The sequence below is a fragment of the Streptomyces calidiresistens genome, from assembly GCF_014141525.1.
Taxonomy (GTDB): domain Bacteria; phylum Actinomycetota; class Actinomycetes; order Streptomycetales; family Streptomycetaceae; genus Streptomyces; species Streptomyces calidiresistens.
The window spans coordinates 1-26,251 of record NZ_VKHS01000007.1 but is presented as its reverse complement, the minus strand read 5'-3'; the positions used below and the strand labels follow the sequence as shown (position 1 = coordinate 26,251).

Below are 26,251 nucleotides of genomic sequence, written 5' to 3'. Positions count from 1 at the left end.
AAGAGACACGCCCGGACCCCGGGGCCCCTTCCCGGTGGGGGAGATCCCGGCCGCCGCCTTCCACCGACTGGTGCGCGAGATGCAGGGATTGCAGGCGGCCATCGAAGCACCCGAGGAGACACCCGTGGACGCGGACGCGGCGAACCTCGTGTTCCTCCGTAGGACCCGAACCGAGCGGAGGGAACGTCACACGAGGCGGGTCGAGTTCCTGCGGGACTTCCTCGACGCGGTGGGGATCACGGAAACGGGGGGCGCGCCCCGGGTGGTGCATCCCGGCACGTTGCTCGTCCTCGAATTCGACGGGCGGCTCGATGAGGGGGCCGTCTACACCATCGCCGAGCTGCCGGAGGAGGAGACGGGAACCGAGGGGGAGACGGAGACCATCTCCCCCTCGTCACCGCTGGGACAGGCGTTGATGTGGCAGCCGACGGGTGGGGAGGTCTCGTACGAGCCCCTGCCGGGCGGGACCCGGACCGTCGTCGTGCGGGAGATCCGGGCCTGATCCCATCGGGAGCCGAAATCCCGCAGGAACCCCCGGCGGCGTTTCGGCTCCCGATCCCCGAATGCGAAGCGGAGCCCCGGGGGCCGGGCCCGCCCCCGGGCGGGCCTCAGGAAACCACGGGGTCCAACATGCGGCTGCGCTCACCGCTCCACGAGATCGCCAGCGCGTCGCGGGCCCGCGTGCACGCCACGAACAGCAGGCAGTGCTCGGCCAACAGATCGGACTGGTGTTGCAGGGGGTCGACCTCGACCGGCGTCACCTGCGGGGCGAACGGCAGCACCCCGGCTGTCACCCCCACCACGGCCACACACCGGAACTCCAGTCCCTTCATCGCGTGCATGGTGGCCACCCGCACCCCGGACACCTCCGGCCCGGGGTTGTCCTTGACCGCCACGGCCGGGACGCGCTCCCGCCGCAATCGGCGGATGACCGCGTCGACCACCGTGTTGAACCGGGCGCACACCGCCACCTCGGACGGCTTCACCCCGTCCTGCTCGATCCAGGTGCGCACCTGCTCGACCAGGGCCCGCAGTTCCTCGTCCTGGCTGCCGTACCCGCGCGCCGTCGGGGCACGACCGTGCAACTGCGACCGGTAGCCGCGCAGGGAGTCCCGACCTCCGTCCTCGTCGTCGTCCTCGCCGAGCCGGCCGACCGGCCGACCGTCGAGAAGAGAGGCGGACCAGCGCAGGATCTCCTCCGTGCTGCGGTAGTTCAGACGGAGCCGGGAGGTGCGCCCTCGGACATCGATCCCCAGGGAGCGCAGCGAGACACGGGAATCGTAGATGCGTTGATGAGGGTCGCCCACCAGGAACATGTCGTCGGCGTGCGCGCCCGCGCAGGCGCGCAACACCCGCCACTGGGCCGGATGCAGGTCCTGCGCCTCGTCCACGACCACGTGGCGGTAGCGCGGAGGACTCCCCACGAGGAGGCGTGCCGCCTCGTCGCACAACTGCGTGTACGTCGCGGCGTCACGCGAGGCGAGGTCCGCCGTGAACCGCTCCATGACCCGCCACAGGCGCGCTCGCTGCACCCGCCCGATCGGAATGCCGCGCCCCCGCCGCACACAACGCAGGTACTCCTCGGGTGTGCGCAGTCCCTGTGCCAGGACGACGTTGCGGAACTCCCGGGAGAGGAACTGTTCGTCCCACGGAAGGCCCTCCTGGGCCATGGCGCGGGTCCAGGCGCTCTTCTCGGCCGCGGCCGAGAGGGGCTTGGGGGAGCCGCCCCTCGCCTCCCGGATGACGCGCGCCGCGAGTGAGTCCACTGTGGTGACATCGACGCGCTCCAGCAAGTGGGCGTCGGCATCACCGAGCAACAACGCGAGGCTGTCACGCAGGGCGGCGGCCATGGCGTTGGTGAAGGTGGTCAACAGAATCCGGTCATTCCCGCCGCCCGTGCGCAGCAGGTGTCGTACCCGGTGCAGGGCGACCACCGTTTTGCCGGTGCCGGGGCCGCCGGTCACCTGGGCGGGCCCGTTGAAACCGGGATGGTAGGCGTAACGACGCTGGGCGGGATGGAGGAAGATCCGCCAACGGGTGAGATCCTCGGTGAGGATCCGCTCCAACTCCCCCGGGCCCGTCACCTCCACGATCCGATTGGGAGTGTTGAGGATCGCCTCGGTGAGGGTGACCTTCGGCCGGTCCTCCGCCGCGCGCACGGTCTGCCCCCGGGGGGCGATCAGTTGTTCCCAGACATCCTTCGGGGAGTAGCCGGCCGCCAGGAACTCCAGCACCTCGTACTGGTCGGCGGGCATCATGGGCGGGGTCATGACCTTCAGGTCATCGGCCGTGACGCAGACACGCGCCAGCCGCAGGACCTGATCATCGATGCCCAGGTCGCGCAGAACGGTGTCGGAGTGCTTCTCGAAGAGCCGGGTGGGAGTGGTGTCCGCCTTCGACTCGAAGTAGGTCTCCATCTGCTCGAGAGCCTCGATGTTGCGCACCTCCAGGCCGCCGGTCGCACCGTTGACCGAGTAGGCGCGCTTGCAGGCCCAGTTGATCGCCTCGTCGTGCGGCGCGACCCGCAGGAGGGTGAACAGATCGCTGCCGTCGTCCGGGGCCAGCAGCACGCCCCGATAGGACCTGGTGATCCGGATCGTGCGGATCCGGGGGTCGCGGGACCGCTCCAGCTTCTCCAGGTGCATGCCCTTGCTCGCGTGGAGTTGGGGGACCGTCATGCTCCGGAACATCTGGATCGCGTCCCCCACCTCCTTCTGGATAGGCCTCTGCAACGAGACGAGGTCCGTGACGAAATCGTCGGAGAGAGCGAGTCGGGGCATCGGCGTCCTCGGATGGCGGGATGGCGGGATGGCGAGTGGTCGGGGTCAGCCTAGAGACGCCGGTGGCCGTAGCGACAGAGTGTCCGATTCTTGTTGTGTGAACTGAGTCAACGCCCTATTGTTCAGGTGCTGTCGCACGGCCGTCTCCCCCGTGCCTCGTCGGATCCGTCCGGAAGGACCCACCGCATGCCGCCCCAGCCCGCCCGGGATGTCGTTCCGCACCCCTTGGACGAGGTGCCCCAGACCTTCCGTGCCGGGGACTCCCGCGAGGTGCGGGAGGAACTGGTCACCTACATCCGCCGGGATCTGCTGGGGCCCTGGGACGGGGAGACCGAAACCCTGCCGAAAGCCTCCTCCGGCCCTCGCGACCGGTACCTGGTCGGTATGCTCGGCCCCCGTCCCCGGGCCGTCACCAGGGAGGGGATCGCCCTCGCCGCCGCCCAGAGCGCGGACGGGGAGTCCGGCGAGGACCAGGAGGGTGACGACACCGAACCGCGGGACCGGTTGACCCCGCAGGCCGCCGGTCACATCCGGGCCGCGTCGATGGGGATGTCCTTCACGGTCCCCGCATCCGTCGGTACGCTCAGCGCCACCGTGCGCTGGGGGCGCTACACGCAGACGGAGGAGGTCGGGGAGCGCGGCGCCACCTCCCGGGTCTGGGCGCGCGAGCCCGTTGAGCACGTGGTGGACATCGACGTGGCGGAGACCGCGGACAGGTCCGTCCCGCTCGACGGAGGAGACGCTGCACTCCACATCCAGGTGCGCCGCCATACCGGTCGGGTCGGTGGCGAGGACCTGCGGGTCGTCGAGTTGGCCCTGGTCAACGAGCAGGAGGACAGCGCCGAGGCGCGAGACGCCCACTGGCTCTTCCAAACGGAGATCGACGTCACCGCCTTCCCCGACGACCGGGCGGCGGTCTTTCTCCCGATCGACGATCCACTCGACCCCGCGAACCGGAAGAACGACCCCGCCGATCCCGAGGAACGCAGGCTCCGACTCCTGTACCGGGACAGCCTCGGCCACGCCAAGGGCCGCAACATCGCCGTGCACGCCCGGGTACGGGAGGGCGAACGCAACGCGCACCGCCTCACCACCACCTGGCTCCCGGAGTGCGACGTGCGGGACACCCGGGCACCGAACCCGGAGGAGCAGGAGCTGCTCCGCGGGCTCGAACTCGGGATGGACGAACTCGCCGCGCTCGCGGTACCCGTCCGCCGGAACGAACTCGCCACCGCCCTCGCCCCGCTCGCCGACGGTTACGCTGGCTGGCTCGAACAACAACACGCCAGGGCCCGTGAACTCCCGGAAAACCTGAGGGAGTCGGCCGACGCCGCCCATGGGCAGGCACTGGAGATCTGCGATCGCATCACCCTCGGCATCGACACCCTCATGGCGGACGACACCGCGCTGGAGGCCTTCCGGTTCGTCAATCGCGCCATGGCGCTTCAACGCCGCAACACCGCGATCACCGCCGCCCGCGCCGGACGGGAGGACGATCGTGCCTCCTACCGGGAGGCGTACGAGGAGATCCACGCCCGGGGCAAGGAGGCCGCCGCCTGGCGCCCCTTCCAGCTCGCCTTCGTTCTCCTCAACCTCGCCTCTCTCACCCGGCCCGACCACCAGCACCGGGGCACCGGCCGTGAGGCCCTCGTCGACCTGCTGTTCTTCCCCACCGGCGGTGGCAAGACCGAGGCGTATCTCGGCCTGGCCGCCTACACCTTCGCGCTGCGACGCCTACAGGGCACGATCGGTACCGGCACGGAGGCACGCGACGGTGGGGCGGGCGTCGGAGTCCTCATGCGCTACACCCTGCGTCTGCTGACCGCCCAGCAGTTCCAGCGGGCCGCCGCGCTGGTCGGTGCCTGTGAGGTGCTACGCCGTGAGGAATTCGCCCGGGACGCACGCTGGGGCGCCACCCCTTTCCGCATCGGGCTGTGGGTCGGCGTCTCGGTTTCGCCCAACTGGTTCGACGAGGCCAGGGAACAGATCGCCGAGGCGAAGGAGAGCGCGAGCGACAAGCACGCCCGCGTCCTCCAGCTTCTCACCTGCCCGTGGTGCGGAACGGGGCTGACGGCCCGCTCCTGCATGGAGTACGACGAGGGGCGACGCCGCGTTCTGCTGTACTGCCCGCGAGGGGAGGGGGAGGACCGCTGTCCCTTCTCCCGCCGCGAGTCGCCGGGGGAGGGCATTCCGGTACTCACCGTCGACGAGGAGATCTACCGGCTCGCGCCCTCCCTGCTGATCGCCACGGTGGACAAGTTCGCCCAACTTCCCTGGAACGGCTATGCGGGCCTGTTGTTCGGTAGGGTTACCGAGCTGTGCCCCCGCCACGGCTACCGCCACGACGATCTGGACATCAGAACCGGATGCGGCAGTCGGCACAACGCCAGGGGAAACCTGCCCGGCGTCACCGCACAACCGGTGACCCGTCTGCGGCCTCCCGATCTGATCATCCAGGACGAGCTGCACCTGATCTCCGGTGCCCTCGGCACCACCGTCGGCCTCTTCGAGGCGGCGGTCGATCAACTGTGCACCTGGAGCTTCACCGACGCCCGGGGCCGCCACGAGATCGGACCGAAGATCGTCGCCTCGACGGCCACCACCAAGCGGGCCGCCGAACAGGTACGCGGCGTCTTCGCACGCAAGGTCGCCATCTTCCCGCCGCAGGTACTCGATGCCGGCGACACGTTCTTCTCACGGCAGGTCGAACTGAGTCGTACCGCCCCCGGACGGCGGTACCTCGGCGTGTGCGCGCACGGCACCCGCCTCAAGGCCGCCGAGATCCGGGTCGCCGAGATCCTGCTACTGGCCGGGCAACAGCTCTTCGACGATTACGGCTCACCGGCGGACCCGTACATGACCCTGGTCGGCTACTTCAACGCGACCCGGGAACTGGCCGGCATGCGTCGTTACATGGACGACGACATCACGACCCGGGTGCGCTCCAACGGCAGCCGCCGAGGACAGGCCACCCTGTCCGACCGCATCGTGAGCAACACCGGCATGCTCGGCATCCAGGAACTGACCTCGCGCATTTCCTCCTTCGAGATCGGAGCCTCCCTCAAGCGTCTGGAGACGGCCTTCGACCCCGACCGGGACACCTCGGCACGGCGACGTGCCTTCCTGCGGGAGTACGGGGCCGCCATGAGGGAGAAACGCGAACCCCGCGCCGCCATGACTCCCGGAGCCAGGCAGGCGGTGGACGTCGTCCTCGCCACCTCCATGCTGCAGGTGGGTGTGGACGTCTCCCGGTTCGGCCTGATGCTGGTCGTCGGGCAGCCGAAAAACACCGCCGAGTACATCCAGGCGTCCTCCCGGGTCGGCCGTGATCCCTCGCGCCCCGGTCTCGTCGTGATCCTCTACAACTGGTCACGCCCCCGGGACCTCGCCCACTACGAGGACTTCGAGCACTATCACGCCACCTTCTACCGCAGGGTCGAGTCCCTGTCCGTCACCCCCTTCACCCGTCGAGCCCTCGATCGGGGGGTCGCCGCCACCTACACGGCCGCGTTGCGGCACGCGGACCACGCCACCTCGCGGAACCTGGACGCCCACCACGTGGACCTCGACGGCCCCCTCGCGCAGGAGGTCGAGCGCCGATTGCTGGAACGCGCCGACCGGGTGGGAGGCGGGTTGTCCCGTCAGTACCTGGGCGAACGCCTGGACCGGCTGAAGGATGAGTGGCGCCGCAAGCGCGACGAGAGCAGTTCGGCCCTCGGCTATCGCAAGGAGAAACACAAAACCACCGTCGTCAACGGGCTGCTGCGGCGTGCGGACGGATCACGGTGGACCGAACTGACCGTCGGTATGTCGATGCGCGAGACGGAAAACGAGATCAACCTTCTCCTGCCCGGCGGCGAGGCGCTCATCGAGGACCCGTCGGGCGGCGGTCCGGAGTGGAGCTTCGGGACGGTCGCCACCGGGACGGATGAGGACTCGGTGGTCGGCACGGATGGTGTGGACAGCGACGAGTACGGCTCCACCACGACGGGCACGGCCGGGAGGGCACGGCGATGAGCATCCGGAGCAACCGCAGGGTCGGGGCGGTCCGCCCCAGCCACCTCATGTTCACCAGCGGAGTCGGGTCCCTGGTCGACCTGCCGAACTTCTCCGTCCTCGTCCGAGGGCTGGATTCCTGGAGCCATGCGGGCATCACCGACCACGACATCGACGAACCCCGATTGCGCGCCGCCGTCAACCGTTCGCTCCAGCGCCATGGGCGCCGTCGAATCGAGCAGTTGCGGGCGGCTCCCTGGCTGGAGGGTGGCGACACCGACCCGAGGGGCCGGGCGGCCCAGGGGGTCGGCGTGCCCGTGGCGCCGTTCCCGCAATGGCTGCGTTGCACCGCCTGCAACGTACTCGCCGCCATCGACTCCGACGAGTTCACCTTCGTCAATTCCAATCCCCGAGCCCCGCACGAGGCCAGGTTCGTGCACGACTGCAAGCGCGGTAAGCCACTCGCCGTGGCCGCCCGTTTCACCCTCGTCTGCGCCGACGGTCACCTCGACGAATTTCCCTACACCCCATACGTCCACCACGGGCAGAACTGCGGGAAAATGCCGCGGCCCAAGCTGCGCATGAAGGACCACGGTGGCAACCAGGCGGCCAATGTCACCCTTGAGTGTGTCGCCTGTGGGGCGAAGCGCAACATCCGTGAGGCGATGGGTGGCCGCGGCCGCCGTCACCTGCCCCGATGTCGTGGTCGCCATCCGCACCTGGGCGCCTACGAGCGGAACGGCTGTGATCGGGACCCGGTCCTGATGGTCGCGGGTGCCTCCAACCAATGGTTCCCGATCACCCTCAGCACACTCGCCCTGCCCAAGGCGAAGGGGGGCGACATCGACAAACTCCTCGACGACCACTGGCCGGAACTGGAGAAGGTCGAGGACCCTCGTGAACTCGCTTTCCTCGCCCGGCTGACCCGGTTCGCCTTCCTCCGGGAATTCGACGCCGACACCCTCTTCACCGCGATCGTCACGCGGAAAGAGGGCGCCACCGGGCCGGTGCCCTCCGCCCCCGATGTCCAGGCCGACCTCTTCGGACCCGAGTGGGACGCCCTCTCCGGCCCGATCGCCCCGCCCGATGACGACTTCGCGCTCAGGGCGGTTCCCGTGCCGGCCCCGTTGGACGAACTCTTCTCGGACCTGCGACAGGCCGAGCGGCTGCGCGAGGCCCGTGCCCTGATCGGCTTCACCCGACTCGACGCCCCGGACCCCGAGTCACCGGAGATCGCGACCCGCGTCGAGCTCTCCCGGGGCACGCAGAACTGGGTCCCGGCCGCCGAGGTGCGCGGGGAGGGGATCTTCCTCCGGGTGCGCGACGACCTCATGGCGAAGTGGGTGACGCGGGTGGAGAACTCACCGCAGATGCGGGCCCACCGGGAGGCATACGGCCGGTTCCGGACCAACCGCAAGTCGGATCGGAAGACCAGCGACTTCGATCCCTTCCACGGGTGGCCCGGTACCCGCTACATCGCCCTGCACACCCTTTCACACCTGCTGATCCGCACCATCGCCCTCGAATGTGGTTACGGCTCTGCCTCTTTGGCAGAGCGCGTCTACGCCGGTGACGCACAGCACCCGAGGGCGGGCATCCTGATCTACACCGCTGTTCCCGACTCCGAGGGCACGCTCGGTGGATTGGTCTCCCTGGCGGGGGAAGGGCGGTTCGGCCGAATCGTCCGCCGTGCCCTGGCCGACGCCGAACGCTGCTCCGCCGACCCGCTCTGTTCCGAGCGTCTGCCTCACCCGCCGGACGACTACCTGCACGGAGCGGCCTGCCACGTCTGTCTCTTCGTCTCCGAAACCACCTGCGAGCGCGGCAACCGGTTCCTCGACCGTCGATTCATCGTTCCGTTGTGCGGTGCCGAGGAGTTGGTACTGACCCCGGCCGCTCTCCTGCCGTGAGCCGGGAGGACTTCGAGGTCGCGGCGGCGGAGGCCGTCGCGGCCCTGGGTCCGGTTCGGAGCAAGGATCTCGTCGGCCTTCTGGCCCGGTGCCGGGGCAGGGAACGGGTCCTGATCGAACTGGCCGCCCCCGAAGTCGCGGAAGCCGTGACGAAGCTGTACGACGCGATCGAGACACACACGATTCCCCTTCCGGAGGCAGCGGCCTACATACGGGGTTACATCGCGGCCGTGCTCCGGGCCAGGGACGACGTGCGCGTCCGCACCGTGTGGAGCGGCCCCTCGACACCGGCCGTGCCCGTGCGGGCGACCGCCCGGGTCCTGGTCGAGATCATCGACGAGGCCCGGGCCGAGTTGTTGCTCATGACCTACGCGGCCCGGCCGTACCCAGCCCTGACCCGAACGCTCACGGCGGCCGCGGAGCGCGGCGTGAGAATCCACGCCGTGGTGGAAACCCTGGCCGGTGCGAGAGGGCTTCTCCGGGGCCGTGAGCCGGCCGAGGCCTTCACCGCAGTGCCGGGCTTGACCCTGTGGCACTGGGCCCGCGTCCCGGCCGGGCGATCCCCCTCTCGGCAACACGCCAAGGTCGCCGTGGCCGACCGCCGCACGTTGTTCTTGGGCAGCGCCAATCTGACCGAGGCGGCGGCCCATCGCAATATCGAGGCGGGTGTTCTGATAAGGGGTGGGGAGGCACCGCAACGGGCGGCGGAACACATCGTGGACCTGCAACGCCTGGGTGTACTCCAACGGCTCCATCCGTGAGCGCTCCCTCGCATGCCGGTTCCCGGTTCGCCACGGTGAACACGCCGGCGGCCGGGAACGGAATCCGCCGTTCCCGGGACGAGGGTCGAAGCCGCGACCGTTCCCGCCGGTCGCGGTGTGCCGCGACCCCGGGGCGAGGCGCCCCCACCGCCGGGCTCCCGGGTCCCTCCGATGGCCCGGGTGCGATGGCGACCGGTGGGAGGCGGGCCCATGGTCGGCAAGGAGCCTTTGTTCGGAACGGAGCGATCCCTTGCTGCACACCACTCGAATCCCCCGGGAGACCATGGAAGCGGTCTCGACGCCCGAGCGTGTCGAGACCCACCTGGGCACCCTCGAATTCCCGCTCGGTGTACCCACCGACGAGACCGCCGACCGCCTCTACGAGCACCTGGACCGGGCGCACGGCGTGCGCGCGTTCCTCGACGCCTACTCCGGGGTCAACCTGTGGGCGGCACGCAGGGGATTCCTCGACGCGGGGATCGAGGACCACGACGTTCTGCTCTTCTCGGAGTTCATGGACCCCGGGACGGTCCTGCTGACCGGGAACGCGGACACCGTCTACTTCGTCACGTTCCTCGACCTGACGGAGGGGCCGGTGGTGGTGGAGATGCCGCCCCTCACCCTCAGTTTCGTCAACGACCTGTGGTTCCGCTGGGTCACGGACCCGGGTATGCCCGGCCCCGATCGGGGGACCGGCGGCTCCTACCTCTTCGTGCCGCCCGGCTATGACGGACCCCTCCCCGAGGGGGGGTTCTTCACCCATCGGGTCCGCACCACGCGACTCATCCTGGGCGGGCGGGCGTTCCTGGAGGGTGACGACCCCGGGCCGGCGGTGAAGAGGGTCAGGGAAGGTCTGCGCATCCACCGCTACGTCCCGGGGCTGTACGGAACCTCCGTCGCGGAGATCGTCACCGGGGGCACGGCCCCGCCGCTGCCGTGGACCGCGGAGACCTGGACCGCCGCGCTCCGACGGACCGACCCGCCCCGCTTCGTCGAGGGCACCGGCCTTCCCCTGAACACGGTCCCACCCGCGGACGCGACCTACTTCGACTTCGCGAACGAGCTGGTGCAGGATCAGGCGGCCGGGGCGCTCGACCCCGAGATCGCGGGCCCGCTGGCCGCGATCGGGATCGTCAAGGGGGAGCCCTTCGCCCCGGACACGCGGATGCGGAAGATCCTCGCCGAGGCGGCCGCGGTCGGGAACGCCACGGCCCGTACCCTGGCCTGCCGCCCGCGCCCGTCCGAGGGGGCCCATTTCTACGGCGCGTCCTCCCGCTGGGTCAACGGCCTGCTCGCCTCCGGCTACGACTTCATGACCCCGCCCGCGGACATCACCGACCGGGGCGTCGAGCCCCGTCCGAGCACCGGCGCCCGGAAGCTGAACCTGCGGTCCTGGTGGTGGTACCTGGCCGTGGGCATCAGCCCGACGTTCGCCACCCGGCTGACCGGTGTCGGCTCGCAATACCTGTTCTCCTTCGCGGACCGGGAGGGCCGGGCCCTGGAGGGCGGCAAGCACTACCGTCTGGTACTCCCCCCGGACATCCCCGCCGCCCGGTTCTGGTCGTGCACCGTCTACGACAACCAGACGCGATCGATGATCGACACGCCGCAGCGGTTTCCCCGGGCCGGTAGCCAGGGCTATCCGGGGCCGGCGGCGGTCGCCGACACGGATGGCACGACCACGGTGCACTTCGGGCCCGGGCGACCCGACGGCGTGCCGGAGGGCAACTGGATCCAAACCCTGCCGGGCCGGGGGTGGTTCGTGGTTCTGAGGCTCTACAGCCCCCTGGGACCGTTCTTCGACAAGACCTGGCGCCCGGGCGAGATCGAGGCGGTGCGCTGACCGTGTACAGCGGTGGTGCGAACACGCGAGGAGCCCGGCGCGGGTCGGCGGTTCACACCACCGAGCCGGTGCAGTGGAGGGCACGCCCGACGCCCGGCGTGAGGAACGACCGGAACGCGGTTCCCGACGAACGACCCCCCGAGGAGGACACCCACCATGCCCGACGTGAGTGACGCGCCCAGCCCGGGCGTCTCGGACGAGACCCTGGCATCGATCGGTATCCCGGACCGGCTGGAGACGGTCTTCGGACCGATGGAGTTCTTCGACGGCCTGCCCCTGCCCGACACGGTCACCCGCGGCTATGACGCCCTGGACCTGTTGCGCGGGATCGACATCTTCCTCGACTGCCAGCCCGGTGCCACCCTGGTGGCGATGCGGCGCGGACTGCTGAGCCTCGGCATCGACTCCCGCACGATCGGCTACACGGCGCCGCGGTGTACCTCGGCACCGAGGCTGTTGACGGGAAACACGGAAACGACCTACGGAATGACCTTCCTGGCGCTCGACCGGGACGGTCCGATCGTGATCGAGGTGCCGGAGGGCTCGCTCAGCGTCGTCAACGACATGTGGCAGCGCTACGTCGCCGACATGGGGATCGCCGGTCCCGACGAGGGCAAGGGAGGCAAGTACCTCTTCCTGCCCCCGGACCACGACGGGGAGGTCCCGGACGGTTACTTCGTCTCGCGGGCCTCGACCTTCTCCTGCTACGTGCTGTTCCGCGTGCTGGGGGGCGTCGAGAGCCTGCTCACGACGCGGATGTACCCCCTCTCGGCCGCGGCGGACCCGCCGGAGCAGCGCTTCGTCAACTTCGCCGACACGGACTTCGCCATGATCCCGGCGAACGACTTCTCGTTCTTCGGGGAGCTCGACGAGATCGTCCAGCAGGAGCCGCCCGGGACGCTCGACCCCGAGCGCGCGGGCCGGCTCGCCTCGATCGGCATGGTTCCCGGGGAGCCCTTCCGGCCGGACGACCGCATGCGCTCGATCCTCGACACCGCCGCGCGGATCGGCTCGGGTCTCGTGCGCACGCTGATCTACAAACCGCGGGACCCGGCGTTCTACTACTATCCGGGAAGCTCCTGGAAGAACATGTTCCCCTCGAGGAACCACGAGTTCCTCTCGCCGCAGGGCGCGCGTCTGCTGGACGCCCGTGCCATGTTCCACTACGCGGCGCTCGTGATCACGCCGGCCATGGCGGCGGCAGCGGTCGGAGCCGGTTCGCAGTACGCCTACACCGCGGAGGACTCCACCGGCGCCTGGCTCGACGGCGGGAGGAGCTACACGCTCACCCTCCCCGAGAACATCCCGGCGAAGAACTTCTGGGCCATCGACGTCTACGACACCCAGACCCGGTCGCTGCTGCGCACCGAGGACCCCTACCCCAGCGTGCACAGCCTCTCGGACGCCGTGCGTGCCGAGGACAACGGCGACACGATCATCCGGTTCGGCCCGACCGCGCCGCAGGGCAGGGAGGCGAACTGGGTACGGACGATCCCCGGCAAGGGATGGTTCACCATCCTGCGGCTCTACGGTCCGCTCGAAAGCTGGTTCGATCAGAGCTGGCGGCCGGGCGAGATCGAACCGGCGTGAGGTAGACGGTCGTGGGCGAGGCCATCGGACAGATCCTGGCGTACGGCGTCGGTGTGGCGCTGAGCCCGTTCCCGATCATCGGGGTGGTGCTGATGCTCGTCACCCCACGGGCACGCTCCAACGGGCCGGCGCTGCTCCTGGGATGGGTCCTGGGCCTGGCCCTGGTCGGCACGATCGTGCTGCTGGTATCCGGTGGCGCGGGCCCTGGCGAGCAGGGGGAGCCGGCCGGTTGGGTCAGCGCACTGGACCTGGCGCTCGGCGCGCTGCTGCTGTGGGTGGCGGTGAAGCACTGGCGCGAGCGGCCGCGCGGCGACGAGGAGCCGGCGCTGCCGAAATGGATGCACGCGGTCGACTCCTTCACACCCGTCAGGGCGGGAGTCCTCGGGATCGTGTTGTCCGCACTCAACCCGAAGAACCTGCTGCTCGTGATCGCCGCCGCGGCAACGATCGCGCGGACGGACGCGTCCGCCGGGGGGCAGGCCGTGGCGCTCGCGGTCTTCGTCGTGATCGGGGCACTGGGGACCGGCACACCGATCGTGCTCTACTTCGCGCTCAAGGAGCGCTCGCGGCACATCCTCGACGGTCTCAAACTCTGGATGGAGAGGCACAACTCGGCGATCGTGAGCGTGATCTGTCTGCTGCTCGCCGCGAAGCTGGTGGGTGGCGCCATCAGCGATCTCTCCTCCTGAGGGCGCGCGTGTTCCGGTTGTTCCCCTCGGTGCGGGGTTACCGGTGGCGGTGGCCGGCACGGGACGCACTGGCCGGGATGACCGTGTGGGCGGTCCTGGTGCCCGAGGCGCTCGCCTACGCGACGATCGCCGGCGTCTCGCCCGTCGTCGGTCTCTACGCCGCACCGGCGGCGCTGATCCTCTATGCCGCCTTCGGCGGTTCCAGACACCTGATCGTCGGGCCGATGGCGGCGACGGCGGCGCTCTCGGCGGCGATCGTCGGGGACGCCGCGGCGGGTTCGGGCGCGAACTTCACGGCGATGACGGCGGCCCTGGCCCTCACGGTGGGCATCGCGGCCCTCCTCGCCGGCCTCCTGCGTCTCGGATTCCTCGCCAACTTCATCTCCGAGCCCGTGCTGAAGGGCTTCATCATCGGCTTGGCGCTGACGATCATCGCCGGCCAACTGCCGAAGCTGTTCGGTGTGGAGGGTGGGTCGGGTGACTTCTTCGAGAGGATCCCCGCTCTGATCGAAGACCTCGGCGGAACCAATGGCCCCACCCTCCTGGTCGGTCTCACCGCCCTCACTCTGATCATCGTTCTCAGGCGTGTCGCCCCGATCGTCCCCGGCTCCCTCATCGCGGTGGTGGCGGGGATCGTCGCCTCCACCACCCTCGACCTGGAGCGTCACGGGGTGGAGGTCGTCGGCGGCATCGAGGCCGGCCTGCCCTCTCTCGGCTTCCCCGATATCGGGCTCGGCGACCTCGGGCTCCTCGCGGCCGGCAGCATGGGCGTACTGCTCGTCGCCTTCGCCGAGGGACTGGGGGCGGCGAAGACCTATGCCGCTCGTGACCACTACGGGATCGACGCCAACCGCGAGCTGATCGGGCTGGGGGCCGCCGGAGTGGGAGCCGGTCTGTCCGGTGGCATGGTCGTCAACGGCAGCCTCTCGAAGACCGCCGTCAACCGCTCGGCGGGCGCCCGCACCCAACTCTCCGGGATCGTCGCGGCCGTCCTGACCGTGATCACGCTCCTCTTCCTCACCGGTCTCTTCGAGAAGCTCCCCGAGGCGGTGCTCGCGGCGGTGGTGATCGCCGCGGTGGTCGAACTGGTCGACCCCCGCTCGATCCTCTCCCTGTACCGCGTCTTCACCCGTCGCCTCGGCCGGGCCTACGGTGTCGCCGCGCGGCCCGATTTCATCGCCGCGGTCACGGCGCTGCTCGGGGTAATGGTGTTCGGCACGTTGCCCGGCCTGTTCATCGGCATCGGCGCCTCCCTGCTCCTGCTCCTTTACCGCTCCTCGCGTCCGCAGATCAGCGAGCTGGGTCGGATGCCCGGGAACGGCCACTTCGCGGCGCTCGACAGACACGCCGAGAGCCGCGGGATCCCCGGGGTGGTCGTGCTGCGTGTCGAGGGCGGCATCTACTTCGCCAATGCCGAGCGGATCCGGTCCGAGGTCCGACGGGCAGCTGCTCGAAAAGGGGTGGGAGCGGTCGTGATCGACGCCGAAACGGTCCCCTTCATCGACGTCGGCGCCGTGCGCATGCTCGACAACCTGGCCGGGGACCTGGGGGATCTCGGAGTCCGCCTCCTGATCGCCCGCGATGTGGGGCAGGTGAGGGACGTGCTGCGCACCGCCGGGGCCGAGGAGGAGTTGCGACGGGTGTATCCCACCGTGCGAGCGGCGGTCGACGCGGCGGAGAGCGGCGGGTGACTCGCTCCTACCGCGTTCGCGGTCCTCTCGCCCCCGCCTCCCGGCACCCATGGGGGGGAGTACGGCAATCGGGCCCGAAGGCCGCCGGAGGTGCTCGGTCGGCACCACGACGGCAGCGGCGGCGGTGGAGAAATGAGGGCGGTCGACACCACCCGGGGGCGCGGTGCCCCCTCAGCTGGACTCCCGGACGACGAGCCGACAGGAAACGGCGCGCACCCCGGGCTCGGGCCGGGAAGCGATGGCGTCGAGCAGGCGCAGGGCTGCCCGCCGGCCGACCTCGGCGAGGTTGCCGTCAATCGTGGTGAGCGGCGGACGACAGGCCAGGGCCATGGTGTCCCAGTTGTCCCAACCCACGATCGAGACCCGCCCGGGGACGTTCACGCCCTTCTCGCGCAGGGCGTCGGCGGCGCCCCGGGCGATCTGGTCGTTCCCGCAGAACAGGGCGTCCGTGTCGGGCGCGGTGCGCAGGAGAGCTTCCACGGCGCGCCGGCCCCAGGCCTCGCTCCACTCGCCGAAGTGAACCCGGCCGGTGGCCGGCTCCAGCCCGGAGGCCGCGAGCAGTTCGACGGTGAACCGGGCCCGGTCCCGGGCGGCCGCGTGATGCGCGGGCCCCGTGATGTGGGCGATCCGGGTGCGCCCGGTCGCCAACAGGTGCTCGATGGCCAGGGTCACCCCGTTCCCGTCGTCGGAGACCACGGACATGTCCTCCGGGTCCGTGGAGGGCGACAACGCGTAGACCGTCGGTATCGGCTCGACGCCCCTCAACGGCGACCGCGGATCGGTGCGCCGTCCGGTCACGATGATGCCGTCCACCCGGCGGTCCATGAGGTTGCGCAGGTGGTGCTGCTCACGGATGGCATCACCCCGGGTGTCGCACAGCAGCACGGAGATCCTCCCCTCCCCGAGCGCGTCCTCCGCACCGAGGAGCACCGGGGTGCTGAAGCGGCCGATGCCATCGGTCGTCACCAGTCCGACCGTCCAACTGCGACCGGTGTGCAGCGTCCGCGCGTGGTGGTTGGGGCGGAAGCCGAGCGTCTCCACGGCGTCCAGGACCCGCTGCCGCGTCTCGGGGCGCATCCGGCCGTTGCCGCTCAGGGCCTTGGAGGCCGTTCCGACGCTGACGCCCGCGAGTCGGGCGACATCGGCGAGCCGGGCCCGCCCGGCCGGCGGGGAATCCGCATCCGTGGTCACGCGCAAACCTTTTCCTGTTCGAGGATCCGGACCCCGCATCCTCCTGCCGTTGCCCGTCCCCGACCAGTCTGCCACGCACGGAAGATGAGGAAGCCGCACCGTGGCCGCAGCTCTTGACCCGGACTCCCGGGGTTTCTATGTTCCTTTCAGGAAAACGATTGCTCATTTGTTGCTCGGGTGAGTCGACTCGCTCCCGGCGTCACGGTGGACGGTGGTCATCCGTCCGCAGATCCGTGGAGCGACACGGCCCCCGGGAGCGCCGGATCGGCGATCGCCTCGCGTCCACCTTTCGGGAGAGCCATGTCCAGCCCGGGTTCAGCCGTGCCCCCTTCCGCGCCCTCCTCCGGGCGGGGCCCGTTCCCCGCCGGCCCGATCCGCCTCGGTCCGAAATCCGGGGCCGCCCTCGTCCTCGCGGCGGCCGAGGTGAGCGCCGGTTTCTGGTTCACCCGACGGGAGGTGAACGCGCGCACCTCGATCCCGCAGGGCCCCGGGCTTCTGGAGTCCGCCGGAAACCTGCAGAACCTGCGGGTCGCGGCGGGCACGGCCGAGGGCGCGTTCCGCGGGGATTACCCGTTCATGGACTCGGACGTGTACAAGTGGTTGGAAGCCGCTTCCTGGCAACTGTCCCGACGGCCCCCCGAGGACGGCGGCCGGCTGGCGGCCGAGGTGGAGCGCATCGTCTCCCTCGTCGCCGATGCCCCGCAACCGGACGGCTACCTCAACACCTGGTTCCAACTCCTCGACAAGGGCGAGCGCTACGCCAACCTGCGCTGGAGCCACGAGTTGTACTGCGCCGGGCACCTGATGCAGGCCGCGGTGGCTCACCACAGGGCGACCGGCCGCACCGAACTCCTCGATGTGGCGGTGAGGTTCGCCGACCACATCGACTCCGTGTTCGGTCCGCCCGGCAGCGGCAAACCGATCGACGGCATCGACGCGCACCCCGAGGTCGAGACCGCCCTGGTCGAGCTGTACCGGGAGACCGGCGAACGCCGCTACCTGGACCTCGCCGGCTACTTCGTCGACCGCTTCGGACACGGCCTGCACGGCGGCGAGGCGTACTGCCAGGACCGCGTCCCCGTTCGCGAGGCGACGAGCGTCGAGGGCCACGCCGTACGCCAGCTCTACCTGCTGGCCGGCGTCACCGACCTGGCGACCGAGACGGGGGACACCGGGCTGCGCGCCGCCGCGGAACGGCTCTGGGAGGACATGACCCGCACCAGGACCCACATCACCGGAGGACTCGGAGCCCGCCATGACGGGGAGGCCTTCGGCAGTCCGTACGAACTGCCGAACGACCGCGCCTACTGCGAGACCTGCGCCGCCATCGCCTCCGTTCAATGGAGCCTGCGGATGGCCCTGCTCACCGGGGAGGCCCGTTACTCCGACCTGATCGAGCGCACCCTCTACAACGGCTTCCTGTCGGGCGTCTCCCTGGACGGGGAACGCTGGCTGTACGTCAATCCGCTCCAGGTCCGCGACGGTCACACCGACACCGACGGGGACCAGGCGGCCCGTCGCACCCGTTGGTTCCGCTGCGCGTGCTGCCCGCCCAACGTCATGCGGCTGTTGGCCTCGCTGGAGCACTACCTGGCCTCCGCCGATGCCGACGGCCTCCAGATCCACCAGTACGTCACCGGCCGTTACACGGCCCACCTCGACGGTGCGCCCGTCACCGTCCGCGCCGAGACCGACTACCCCTGGCGGGGGACCATCGCCCTGACCGTCGAACAGGCCCCGGCCGACCGGTCCTGGACGCTGTCGCTCCGCGTCCCCCGGTGGTGCGACGCCTTTCGGGTCCACAGCGGAGGGACGGTTCACGACTCGGCGGACGCACCCGTCTCCGAGGGTTGGCTGCGGCTCCGGGGCCCTTGGGCGCCGGGTGACCGCATCACCCTCGAACTGTCCATGAGGCCCCGCCTCACCGCCGCCGACCCGCGGGTGGACGCCGTGCGCGGATGTGTCGCGATCGAGCGCGGCCCGCTCGTCCACTGCCTGGAAGGTGTCGACCACCCCGGCGGCCTGGACGACATCGTCCTCGACCCCACCCGGCCGCTCACCGAGAAGCACCGCCCCGACCTCCTCGGCGGCGTCACGACGATCACGGCCGCCGGACACCGACGACGCATCACCGACCCGGGCTGGTGGCCGTACACCTCTCAGGGGAGCCCGACCCCCGCCACGGACGGCGAGCCCGTCGAACTGACCGCCATCCCCTACTACGCGTGGGCCAACCGTGGGGACGGCGCCATGCGCGTCTGGCTCCCCACGCGCTGATCCCCTCCCGGGGGCCGAGCGCCCGGCCCGGGGCGTCGCGGACCCCGCCGACCGGAGCCGGGCTCATGGTCCCGGCCCGGGAGAAATCCCGGATCCCCGCCCGGCCGAACCGTATGGACCAGGGCGGGGGGGGGCTGCTCGCCTTTACCCAGCTCACCGAATGCTGAAGCAGTTGCCACACGGAGACTGGGAAGAAACGGTCTATGAACGTGACCTGCGCAGCGAAGTTGATGAGGCGCCAAGTCCGCTTCCTCCACGTTCGTGAAGATGCCACCTGTCGTGCTGGGGCCTCTGATGACCTGATGTCACCATCTGCCTTGATTGCGTGCCCCAACTCTCGTGCAGCTCTGCCCACGCGGCATATTCATCTCGGCCCGGTTAGTGGCCCGTCAACAGGAATGTGAGGTATTTCCGGACACCGAGGTTGCGACGGGTCTCCGTCCGTGCGGTGCTGAGTGCGCCTGTCATTCTCGCTCGTTCCGCCTCGGCACCGCTCAGTTGCTTCTGGCGTTGTAACAGGTCGGCACGCTTGCGCTGGGTCTCCATAGCGCGCTGCTGGCGGTCGGCCGTGAGTCGCTGCCGTTCGTCGGTGATCCGCTTCTGCAGGACGTCCCGGTCCTGTTGGGCTTTGCTCTCCGCCTGCTTTATTTCCCGGTCGTACCGCGCTCGCAAGGTGGCGATCTCCGCGCGAATCCTTGCCAGGGCGGGCCCGGGCAGCTTGGCGGGTGCGGAGGTCCTGGCCCGTTGCTCCAGGGAGCGGCGCCACGCGTCGAGGGCGCTCGCCCGCGCTTCACCCACGCCGGGCACGCGGATGTAGTGGCCGCCGGCGTGGATGAAGTAGGCGACACGGTTCCCGGTACCCTGGCTCTGGGAGTAGGACACGCCCGTGAAGTCAGCAGCAGTGCGGATACCAGCCCGCATCAGAGCCCCGACTGTCTTGGCGCCCATGTTCGGCAGTGACCGTGCTTCCTGGATCGAGGTGGCGCGTAGCTTCGCCTCGACGTGCCGGCGCACCGCAGGTTCCAGCGCAGCGGCGATCATGTTCTGCTCTCTGGCAGACAGCTCCGCCTTGCGCTTGTGGGGCTGGTCGGTGCGGCGGTTCAGTTCCATGGTGATGCGGGCCAGTCCGACACGCAGGTCGGTCTGAAGGGTCCGGATGCGCTTGTCGGCGACTGCGCCCTCCTTGGCAGTGGCGTCATCCAGCTTCTGCATCTCCTGCTCCAGCCGCTGGTGGGCGCCCGCCGGGTCCTTGAGTTCGCGAGCCCGTCGGCGCAGCTCCCGAATGCGTTGGTGGGCGGTCCGATACTCCGGCCTGAGTCGTCGGCCTATGCCGATCACGGCAGCGGAAGCGAGCAAGGCGGCCCCCTGGGCGGCAGGCAGGTAGCCCTCCGGCTGGCCGGTGGTGACCGAGAGTACGCCGGGGGCGGCAGTGCTCAGCAGGGCCGCGGCCGCGGCCGTCAGATCGCGAGGGCGGCGCCCGGTGAAGCCTGTGGGGGCGAGGGCCGGAGGGGTCGGCACCGCTGCGGCGGTGGCGGATGCCATGCGGTCCACCATCCAGGCCGGGAGGGTCCCGAAATGTGGGGTCGCCGGGTCGGTCGCGCCCCTCGTAGTGCCAGTGGTGGTCGGAGTTGTGGTGCCGGCCTTCCGCTTGTGGCGTGAGGTGGGGGATGTGAGCGTGTCGGCTGTGAGGCGGGGCAGCGTAGAGCAGGGTTGCCCGAGGAAGCCTTGGACACGGGCCGCCGCTGTGCGGAGCCGTTGGTCGGAGTGGCCGAGAAGCAGGGGCCAGGCCAGCGAAGTCGCCGGAGACCTGAGGTCGGATTCGGAGAGAATCAGGTACTCGCCCTGGGGCTCGTGGAGCTGGTTCCACAGGCTGGGATCCGTGGCGACGGCGAGCAGGGAGAGGTGGATGAGCCAGGTCGAGAAGCGATCCATGGCGGGCCCGAAGTCAGCGGCGCCGCGCTGTGGCGACTGGTAGTTGCGGTGGCCGTTCTCGGTCGCCACCTCGCCCTTGAGTGCGGGGACGTACATGCCGTCGTAGTCGACAAGCCGGAGGGTGCCATCCTCCGCCACGAGGATGTTTCCGTGCTGCAGGTCGCCGTGGGCGATGCCGTTGTCCTCCAGGTCGCCCGTCATCGCGAGGAAGCGGTCGGCAAGGGTGTGAACGGCGGTGGGGTCGTGGTGGTGGCGGTCGATCCAGGAGATGAGGTCGGTGCCCCGCACCCACGCCATCCGGAGCACGGGGAACCAGTCGCCGAGGACCAGCACGCCCTGTTCCAAGAACTCGAAGCGCACGGGCCACGGCTGGGAGAGGCTGCCGGTGTCGAGTGCACGCAGGGCGGTGCTGATCACGGTGTAGCGGGTGCCGATGGCGGAGGTGTCCCGGGTGAAACACTTCAACGCGTAGCGCTGCCCGTCTCGAGCGGTGATGGAGAAGACGCTGGCGAAGTTGCCAGAGATTGCCTTGGGGCCGAGGACGGCACTCTGTTGGACAGTTCCGTGCCGGAGATCGGGGTCGCGGAAGCAGAGTTCGGGGTGCTGCAGGACCTCCGCGTAGTTCGCCCCCGTGGGGAACTTCCGGATCCGATTGGTTCCGGTGACGGGGCGATCGTCGCGGGACACAGCCATCACGCCTCCGTTCTTACCTTTATCCGGATCAGGGTCACGTCGTCGTTGCGCATGAGCCCTCGACCCCGCTGATCCTCCACCCACTCCGTGAAGGGCTCATCGCCCACCTCGGCGAGCGTGGCCAGCAGAGTGCCCGGGGTCTTGTGCCCGTGGTGAGGGGACAGCAGCCAAGCGGCCAGCGCGTCGCTGGCCAGCAAGACTTCGTCGCCTGGCGCCAGGGCGCCGTGGGCGAGCTGCAGCCGCTCGGCTACCAAGGCGGTGTCGTGGTTACGGCTGCCGAGGAGCCGGGGGGTGATGCCGAAGTCCTCGACGTGTTCAAAAGGGAAGGCCCGCCGGACAACACCGTTCCGTAGGTGGAAAAGGCAGCTGTCGCCCAGCGCGAAGGCATGCCAGGACCAATTGGTCCTACCGTTATCGGGTACGGTGGCTCGGATCTCCGCCCCCAGTACGGTCGCGAAGGCGCCCTTCTCCAGGCCGGGTTGCTCGTACCAGGTGATGGGCCGGCCATTGGCATCGCGCTTCGCTTGGTACCAATCGAGGTACGCCTGCCAGCGCGGCCCGGATCGCCCTATGAGGTCGACGACAAACGCGTCCACGTCCTCCCACCAGTCACGACCGAAGGACATGGACTCCACGGTATCCGCGACGAGGCGCTCCGCCCAGGCACCCGCGAGCAGGCTCTCCGAGGCGCCGTCGGACACCGCCGCATACAACGGCAGAACAGTACGGCCATGGTCGTCGGACCGTGCATCCCCGAACCAGAACAGCCCGGCATCCTCGCATTCCTTGAGCGCGTTGCCCGCCTTGGGTACCTGCAGCAGCTGGCATTCCGGCAGAGCCGAAACGTCCTCCATGGTCAGCGCAGCTCCGTCTCGGTGGTCAGCGCAGCTCGGTGGCGCGCGTGCCGATGTCGAGGAATTCCACAATAGAGGTGATGTCCGCGTTGTAGACGAAGCCTCGGGTGGTCTCGCTGACACGGTGCCCCTGCGAGGCCGCGTAAGAGCGCATGTGGCTGGGCAGCACACTCGACATCTGGAACAGCAGCCGAGCGTACGTGTCCGGCAGGCCCTCCTCACTGTCCGGGAAGGTGACGGGTGTGCCGTCGCTGCCGGAAACGTGAAGGTTGAACAGGAGGACCGCGCCGTCGGCGGTGGCGTGCGAGGCCAGCGCGATGGCGGCGCTGGTGGGGTCGCCATCGGTGGACTCGCCGTCGGTGAGGTTGAGCACGATCGGTGGGAAGCTGCTCGGGTGCGCCTCGACCCAATTCGCCACGAGGCTGTCCGCGTAACCGAAGGCGCGTGTCATGGGCGTACCGCCGTTGATCACCGGGTCCATCCACACCGGGAACTGCACCGAGGTCTCGACCAAGCCGCCGGCGCCATCGGGCACCTTCTTGGTACGGCTCTCCACCCGCGCCGGGTTGTTGGCGACCTCGCTCAGCGGAACGAGGTCGCGCCCGGCCAGCGCCCCCTGGAACGCGGAGCCCACGTGATTGTGCCCGTATCCGATCACTGCGACGTGGAAGTAGTCCCGTACGCCTTCTTCCTTGGCGCACTTGACGGACAGTTCGGTCAGTAGTCGGTTGATCGCGTCGGATACCACCTTGGCTCGCTGCTGCGTGACCTCACCGGTACCCATCGGATCGCTCATGGAGGCGGACTGATCCACGAGGAAGACGAAGCAACCCGGATTGGTTCGGCTGATCTCTGCGGTGTACGGCACTGTGCCCCCCTGCTGCGAAGGGGACCACCTTATCGAATGGCCAGTGCCTTCACACTGCCTTCATGGTCTCGGTGCCGGGAAGGTAATTGGCACTCACATGCTGCTCCATCGGCCGTCAGGCATGGGCTCCGGCAGTTCGGTCACCTGATGCCGGACGGTCTGCTCGACGAGTTCGGATCCAGGTGCTCCTCGGTATCGGGGAGGATGGTTCCGATGTCTCCGGAATCGAGACCAGCGCTTTCCTCAGGGTAGACGCCAATGATCAACGACATGCGGGGCGGCCTACTGGTTACGTCTCATGTGGCGGCGTTACGACAGCCTGGTTCGCGCGAAAGCGCAAGCGGGGAGCCTTCTCATCAGAGTGAAGCGATGTTTGAGTCCGACGCATGGCCGTGTAGAGTGAAGAATGCCCTTGACCTGCAGAAAGCCGGCAGGGAGCCGTCTTCCGGGAGTCCAAAGTGCTGCGAACCATGTTCAAATCCAAGATCCACCGGGCCACCGTCACGCAGGCGGACCTGCACTACGTGGGATCCGTGACCGTCGACGCCGACCTGCTGGACGCCGCCGACATCCTGCCGGGCGAGCAGGTCCACATCGTCGACATCACCAACGGCAACCGCCTGGAGACCTACACCATCGAGGGCGAGCGCGGCTCGGGCGTCATCGGCATCAACGGCGCCGCCGCCCGTCTGGTGGCCCCCGGCGACCTGGTCATCCTCATCGCCTACGCCCAGGTCACCGACGAGGAGGCCCGCTCGATGAAGCCGCGGGTCGTGCACGTGGACGCCGACAACCGGGTCGTGGACCTGGGCAGCGACCCGGGGGAGCCGGTGCCCGGCGGGGCCGCGCGCCGGAGCCCGGGCTCGGTGCCGCGCGGCTGACGCCCCCCACGCGCGCACCCCGCACGCATACGGCTGAGGCCGCCCACCACCCCGCGGGGTGGTGGGCGGCCTCAGCCGTATGCGGGAACGGGTGACCGGGGGGAGCCCCGGTTCAGCCGGCGCGGATCTCGTCGAAGACCTCGCGTGCCTCGGTCTCCAGGCGCGGTCCGGCCAGCCAGGTGCTGTCGAACGGACCGATGGAGGTGACGGAGATCAGCTCCTGCGCGCCGTTCGCCCCCGTGGCCAACCACGGACCGCCCGAGGCACCACCGGTCATGGTGCAGCCGACGCGGTACATCACCGGCTCGGCGGCGTCCAGGGACAGCCGGCCCGGCTCGTCGGCGCAGACGAACATGCCCTGCCCGTCGTAGGGGTCGGCGGCCGGGTAGCCGACGACCTCGATCCCGCCGATGCCGGAGACGGCCGGGGCGTCGAAGGAGATGTCGTAGGCGGCGCCGACCGTCTCCTCCAGGGAGCGGCCGCTGCCGTCCTCGGCGGCCACGCGCATCATCGCGAAGTCCTGGTGGGCGCCGTTGCCGCCCTCCTCGGTGCCCTGCTCGACCCAGTAGTCGGTGGTGGCGACCAGTTCGGCCCAGAAGGTGCCGTAGGGGGCGAGCTCCTCGAACGCCGGGTCCGGGTTCTCCGCCAGGCTCCGGCCCTGGTCGTTGTAGGCGGGAACGAAGATGATGTTGCGGAACCAGCCGCCGTCCCGGCCGGCGTGCACGCAGTGTCCGGCGGTGGCCACCAGGTTCGACCGCCCCGGATTGTCCGGGTCGGTGACGACGGCGCCGGAGCAGACCATGGTGCCGGCGGGGGTGTCCATGAACACCTTGCCGATGGCCGGGGTGTTGGCGCTGTACGGCGTCGCCGCCGGCTGCGCCTCCACCACCGCGGGCTGCGGGTCGGTGATGCCCCGGTCGGCGTCCGGGTTGTCGGCGGGGGCCTCCGGCTCGGGGGTGGCCGGCTCGTCGATCTCGTCCTGATCGATGGCCTTCTCGCGGTCCAGGGCCTCGCGCATGCGGTCGGCGTCCCAGAAGTCCTCGATGATGACGCTGATGTACTGACCCGCCTCGCGCAGCCAGGTGTCCGAGTCCCAGTTCGCCCACTCGCCCTGTTCCCAGAGCTCCGGGTCGATCTCGATGGGGAGGTTGTCGAGCAGTTCGCGCAGCCGGTCCTCGCGCGGGATGCTCTCGACCGGGTTCTTCGCCTCGTCCCCGCCCGCGTTGTCGTCCGTGTCGTCCGGACCACAGGCCGTGAGTCCGAGGAGCAGAACGGTCGCCGCCGCGGTCGCGACCGCGCCCCGGCGACGCCCCGCGGATCGCCCGCCAATCCTTGCCATGGGTGAACTCCCCCTGAGGTGTTTCGGTGTGCCGTGCCGATGTTCGGTTGTCCGGACGATCCCGCTTCCGGTTCCCGTCCCGGGTCCGCGCCGGTCGTGCCGGCGCCGCTCCGGGCCGCCGGAGCGCCCCCCACTATGCCGGTGTGGTGATGGACGGCGCCGGCGGGGTGTCCGGTTCCCGGTGATTGCGGGGGAAGTTCCCGGCCCCCGGGGCCACTCGATCGGGTTCTCCCGGGGAGTGATCCGTTTCACCCGTCTGTCGGTGGTGAGAGCGGGGGAGGAATGTCACACGCGGGTTCCCCGTCGGGAGCCCCGGACCGGCGTCCGGACGGACCCGGCCACCGCTTCGCGAAGGAGGGAGGCGCCCCGTCACCGGTCCCGGGGCGCCGCAGATCCATGACCCCACACCCCCACTCCGTCAGGCCGAACCCCGAGCTTCCCCGGCCCGGGCGCTCACCGGAGACGGGGACCGGCACCGCCCGGGGCGGGGGCCCGGTCCCCCCGGACCCGCTGGAGCACCCGGATGCCGACCGGGCGGCGGACGCCGCCGCCGTGGAGAACCTGCTGCGCTGCTGGCTGCGCGAGACGCTTCCGGACGGTGTGCCGGGGGACGGGACCGACGACGGGGGCGAGGGGGCGACGGAGGTGACGCTGCCGTTGCCGGCCACCGGGGCGAGGCTGCGGGTGCCGATCACCCACCGCTCGCCCACCGGCCACCACCGGTTCGGCGTCCCCGTCCTGGAGGACGTACCGGGGACCGTCGCCGCTCCCGACGCCGTCACCCTCGCCGCGCTGCTCGCCCGCGAGGCGGCGCACCGCGCCGCCGGGGACGCGGACGGGCGGGTGCCGGGACCCGCCGCCGCGACCGAACTCGTCGGCCGGGTCGCCGACTCGGCCCGCCGGGTGGCCGCGCACCTGGCCGCCCGCCGCGCCGCGCCGGCCCCGCCCCCCGGTAC

Annotated in this window: 16 protein-coding genes and 1 pseudogene; 11 read left to right on the top strand and 6 right to left on the bottom strand. The window is 70.1% G+C overall.

What is annotated here, in order from left to right; all coding sequences use genetic code 11:
- Positions 1–502, top strand: a 502-nt coding sequence (locus FOE67_RS00915; protein WP_182659800.1) for a GreA/GreB family elongation factor, incomplete at its 5' end; no start/stop codon positions are given.
- A gap of 106 nt (positions 503–608) precedes the next feature.
- On the opposite strand, the gene FOE67_RS00910 is transcribed toward FOE67_RS00915, so the two are convergent.
- Positions 609–2,780 (bottom strand): UvrD-helicase domain-containing protein, encoded by a 2,172-nt coding sequence (locus FOE67_RS00910; RefSeq protein ID WP_182659799.1) that lies wholly within the window; start codon positions 2,778–2,780, stop codon positions 609–611.
- A gap of 186 nt (positions 2,781–2,966) precedes the next feature.
- Here FOE67_RS00910 and drmA point away from each other — a divergent pair, with 186 nt between their 5' ends.
- The 7 genes from drmA (at position 2,967) to FOE67_RS00875 (ending at position 15,260) form a co-directional block, all read left to right on the top strand.
- Entirely contained in the window at positions 2,967–6,797 is a 3,831-nt protein-coding gene (gene drmA / locus FOE67_RS00905; protein ID WP_182659798.1) for a DISARM system helicase DrmA, read from the top strand.
- Positions 6,794–8,686, top strand: a complete 1,893-nt coding sequence (gene drmB / locus FOE67_RS00900) for a DUF1998 domain-containing protein (protein WP_182659797.1) — start codon at positions 6,794–6,796, stop codon at positions 8,684–8,686. The genes drmA and drmB overlap by 4 nt, the downstream gene beginning before the upstream one ends.
- Complete coding sequence (drmC, locus tag FOE67_RS00895) at positions 8,683–9,447, top strand: DISARM system phospholipase D-like protein DrmC (RefSeq protein WP_182659796.1); 765 nt, start codon at positions 8,683–8,685, stop codon at positions 9,445–9,447. The genes drmB and drmC overlap by 4 nt, the downstream gene beginning before the upstream one ends.
- A 250-nt stretch (positions 9,448–9,697) precedes the next feature.
- Positions 9,698–11,290 (top strand): DUF1254 domain-containing protein, encoded by a 1,593-nt coding sequence (locus tag FOE67_RS00890; protein ID WP_228473428.1) that lies wholly within the window; start codon positions 9,698–9,700, stop codon positions 11,288–11,290.
- 156 nt (positions 11,291–11,446) lie between these two features.
- Positions 11,447–12,880, top strand: coding sequence for a DUF1254 domain-containing protein (locus FOE67_RS00885; protein ID WP_182659795.1), 1,434 nt, complete (start codon positions 11,447–11,449; stop codon positions 12,878–12,880).
- Between the two features lie 11 nt (positions 12,881–12,891).
- Positions 12,892–13,569: a GAP family protein gene (locus FOE67_RS00880; RefSeq protein ID WP_182659794.1), complete on the top strand. Its 678-nt coding sequence runs from the start codon at positions 12,892–12,894 to the stop codon at positions 13,567–13,569.
- Between the two features lie 8 nt (positions 13,570–13,577).
- Positions 13,578–15,260: a SulP family inorganic anion transporter gene (locus FOE67_RS00875; RefSeq protein WP_323383975.1), complete on the top strand. Its 1,683-nt coding sequence runs from the start codon at positions 13,578–13,580 to the stop codon at positions 15,258–15,260.
- Between the two features lie 171 nt (positions 15,261–15,431).
- Here the strand turns inward: FOE67_RS00875 and FOE67_RS00870 are convergent, their stop codons facing one another.
- Positions 15,432–16,451, bottom strand: a complete 1,020-nt coding sequence (locus FOE67_RS00870; protein WP_323383973.1) for a LacI family DNA-binding transcriptional regulator — start codon at positions 16,449–16,451, stop codon at positions 15,432–15,434.
- 300 nt (positions 16,452–16,751) lie between these two features.
- Between FOE67_RS00870 and FOE67_RS00865 the strand changes: the two genes are divergently transcribed.
- Positions 16,752–18,728 (top strand): glycoside hydrolase family 127 protein, encoded by a 1,977-nt coding sequence (locus FOE67_RS00865; protein ID WP_182659792.1) that lies wholly within the window; start codon positions 16,752–16,754, stop codon positions 18,726–18,728.
- 378 nt (positions 18,729–19,106) lie between these two features.
- Here FOE67_RS00865 and FOE67_RS00860 read toward each other — a convergent pair whose 3' ends face one another.
- The 3 genes from FOE67_RS00860 to FOE67_RS00850 are packed head-to-tail and all read right to left on the bottom strand — an operon-like array spanning position 19,107 to position 23,075.
- Entirely contained in the window at positions 19,107–21,353 is a 2,247-nt protein-coding gene (locus tag FOE67_RS00860; RefSeq protein ID WP_182659791.1) for a hypothetical protein, read from the bottom strand.
- A complete protein-coding gene (locus FOE67_RS00855; protein ID WP_182659790.1) occupies positions 21,353–22,207 on the bottom strand; it encodes a hypothetical protein in 855 nt (284 codons plus the stop codon). Before FOE67_RS00855 ends, FOE67_RS00860 begins: the two co-directional genes overlap by 1 nt.
- 25 nt (positions 22,208–22,232) lie before the next feature.
- A complete protein-coding gene (locus FOE67_RS00850; RefSeq protein ID WP_182659789.1) occupies positions 22,233–23,075 on the bottom strand; it encodes a vWA domain-containing protein in 843 nt (280 codons plus the stop codon).
- A 458-nt stretch (positions 23,076–23,533) separates the two neighbouring features.
- Between FOE67_RS00850 and panD the strand changes: the two genes are divergently transcribed.
- Complete coding sequence (panD, locus tag FOE67_RS00845) at positions 23,534–23,956, top strand: aspartate 1-decarboxylase (protein WP_182659788.1); 423 nt, start codon at positions 23,534–23,536, stop codon at positions 23,954–23,956.
- Between the two features lie 112 nt (positions 23,957–24,068).
- Here panD and FOE67_RS00840 read toward each other — a convergent pair whose 3' ends face one another.
- Positions 24,069–25,295 (bottom strand): trypsin-like serine peptidase, encoded by a 1,227-nt coding sequence (locus tag FOE67_RS00840; protein ID WP_182659787.1) that lies wholly within the window; start codon positions 25,293–25,295, stop codon positions 24,069–24,071.
- Positions 25,296–25,691: 396 nt separating this feature from the next.
- Between FOE67_RS00840 and FOE67_RS00835 the strand changes: the two are divergent.
- Positions 25,692–26,251, top strand: a pseudogene (locus FOE67_RS00835) (iron transporter); the annotation flags it as partial.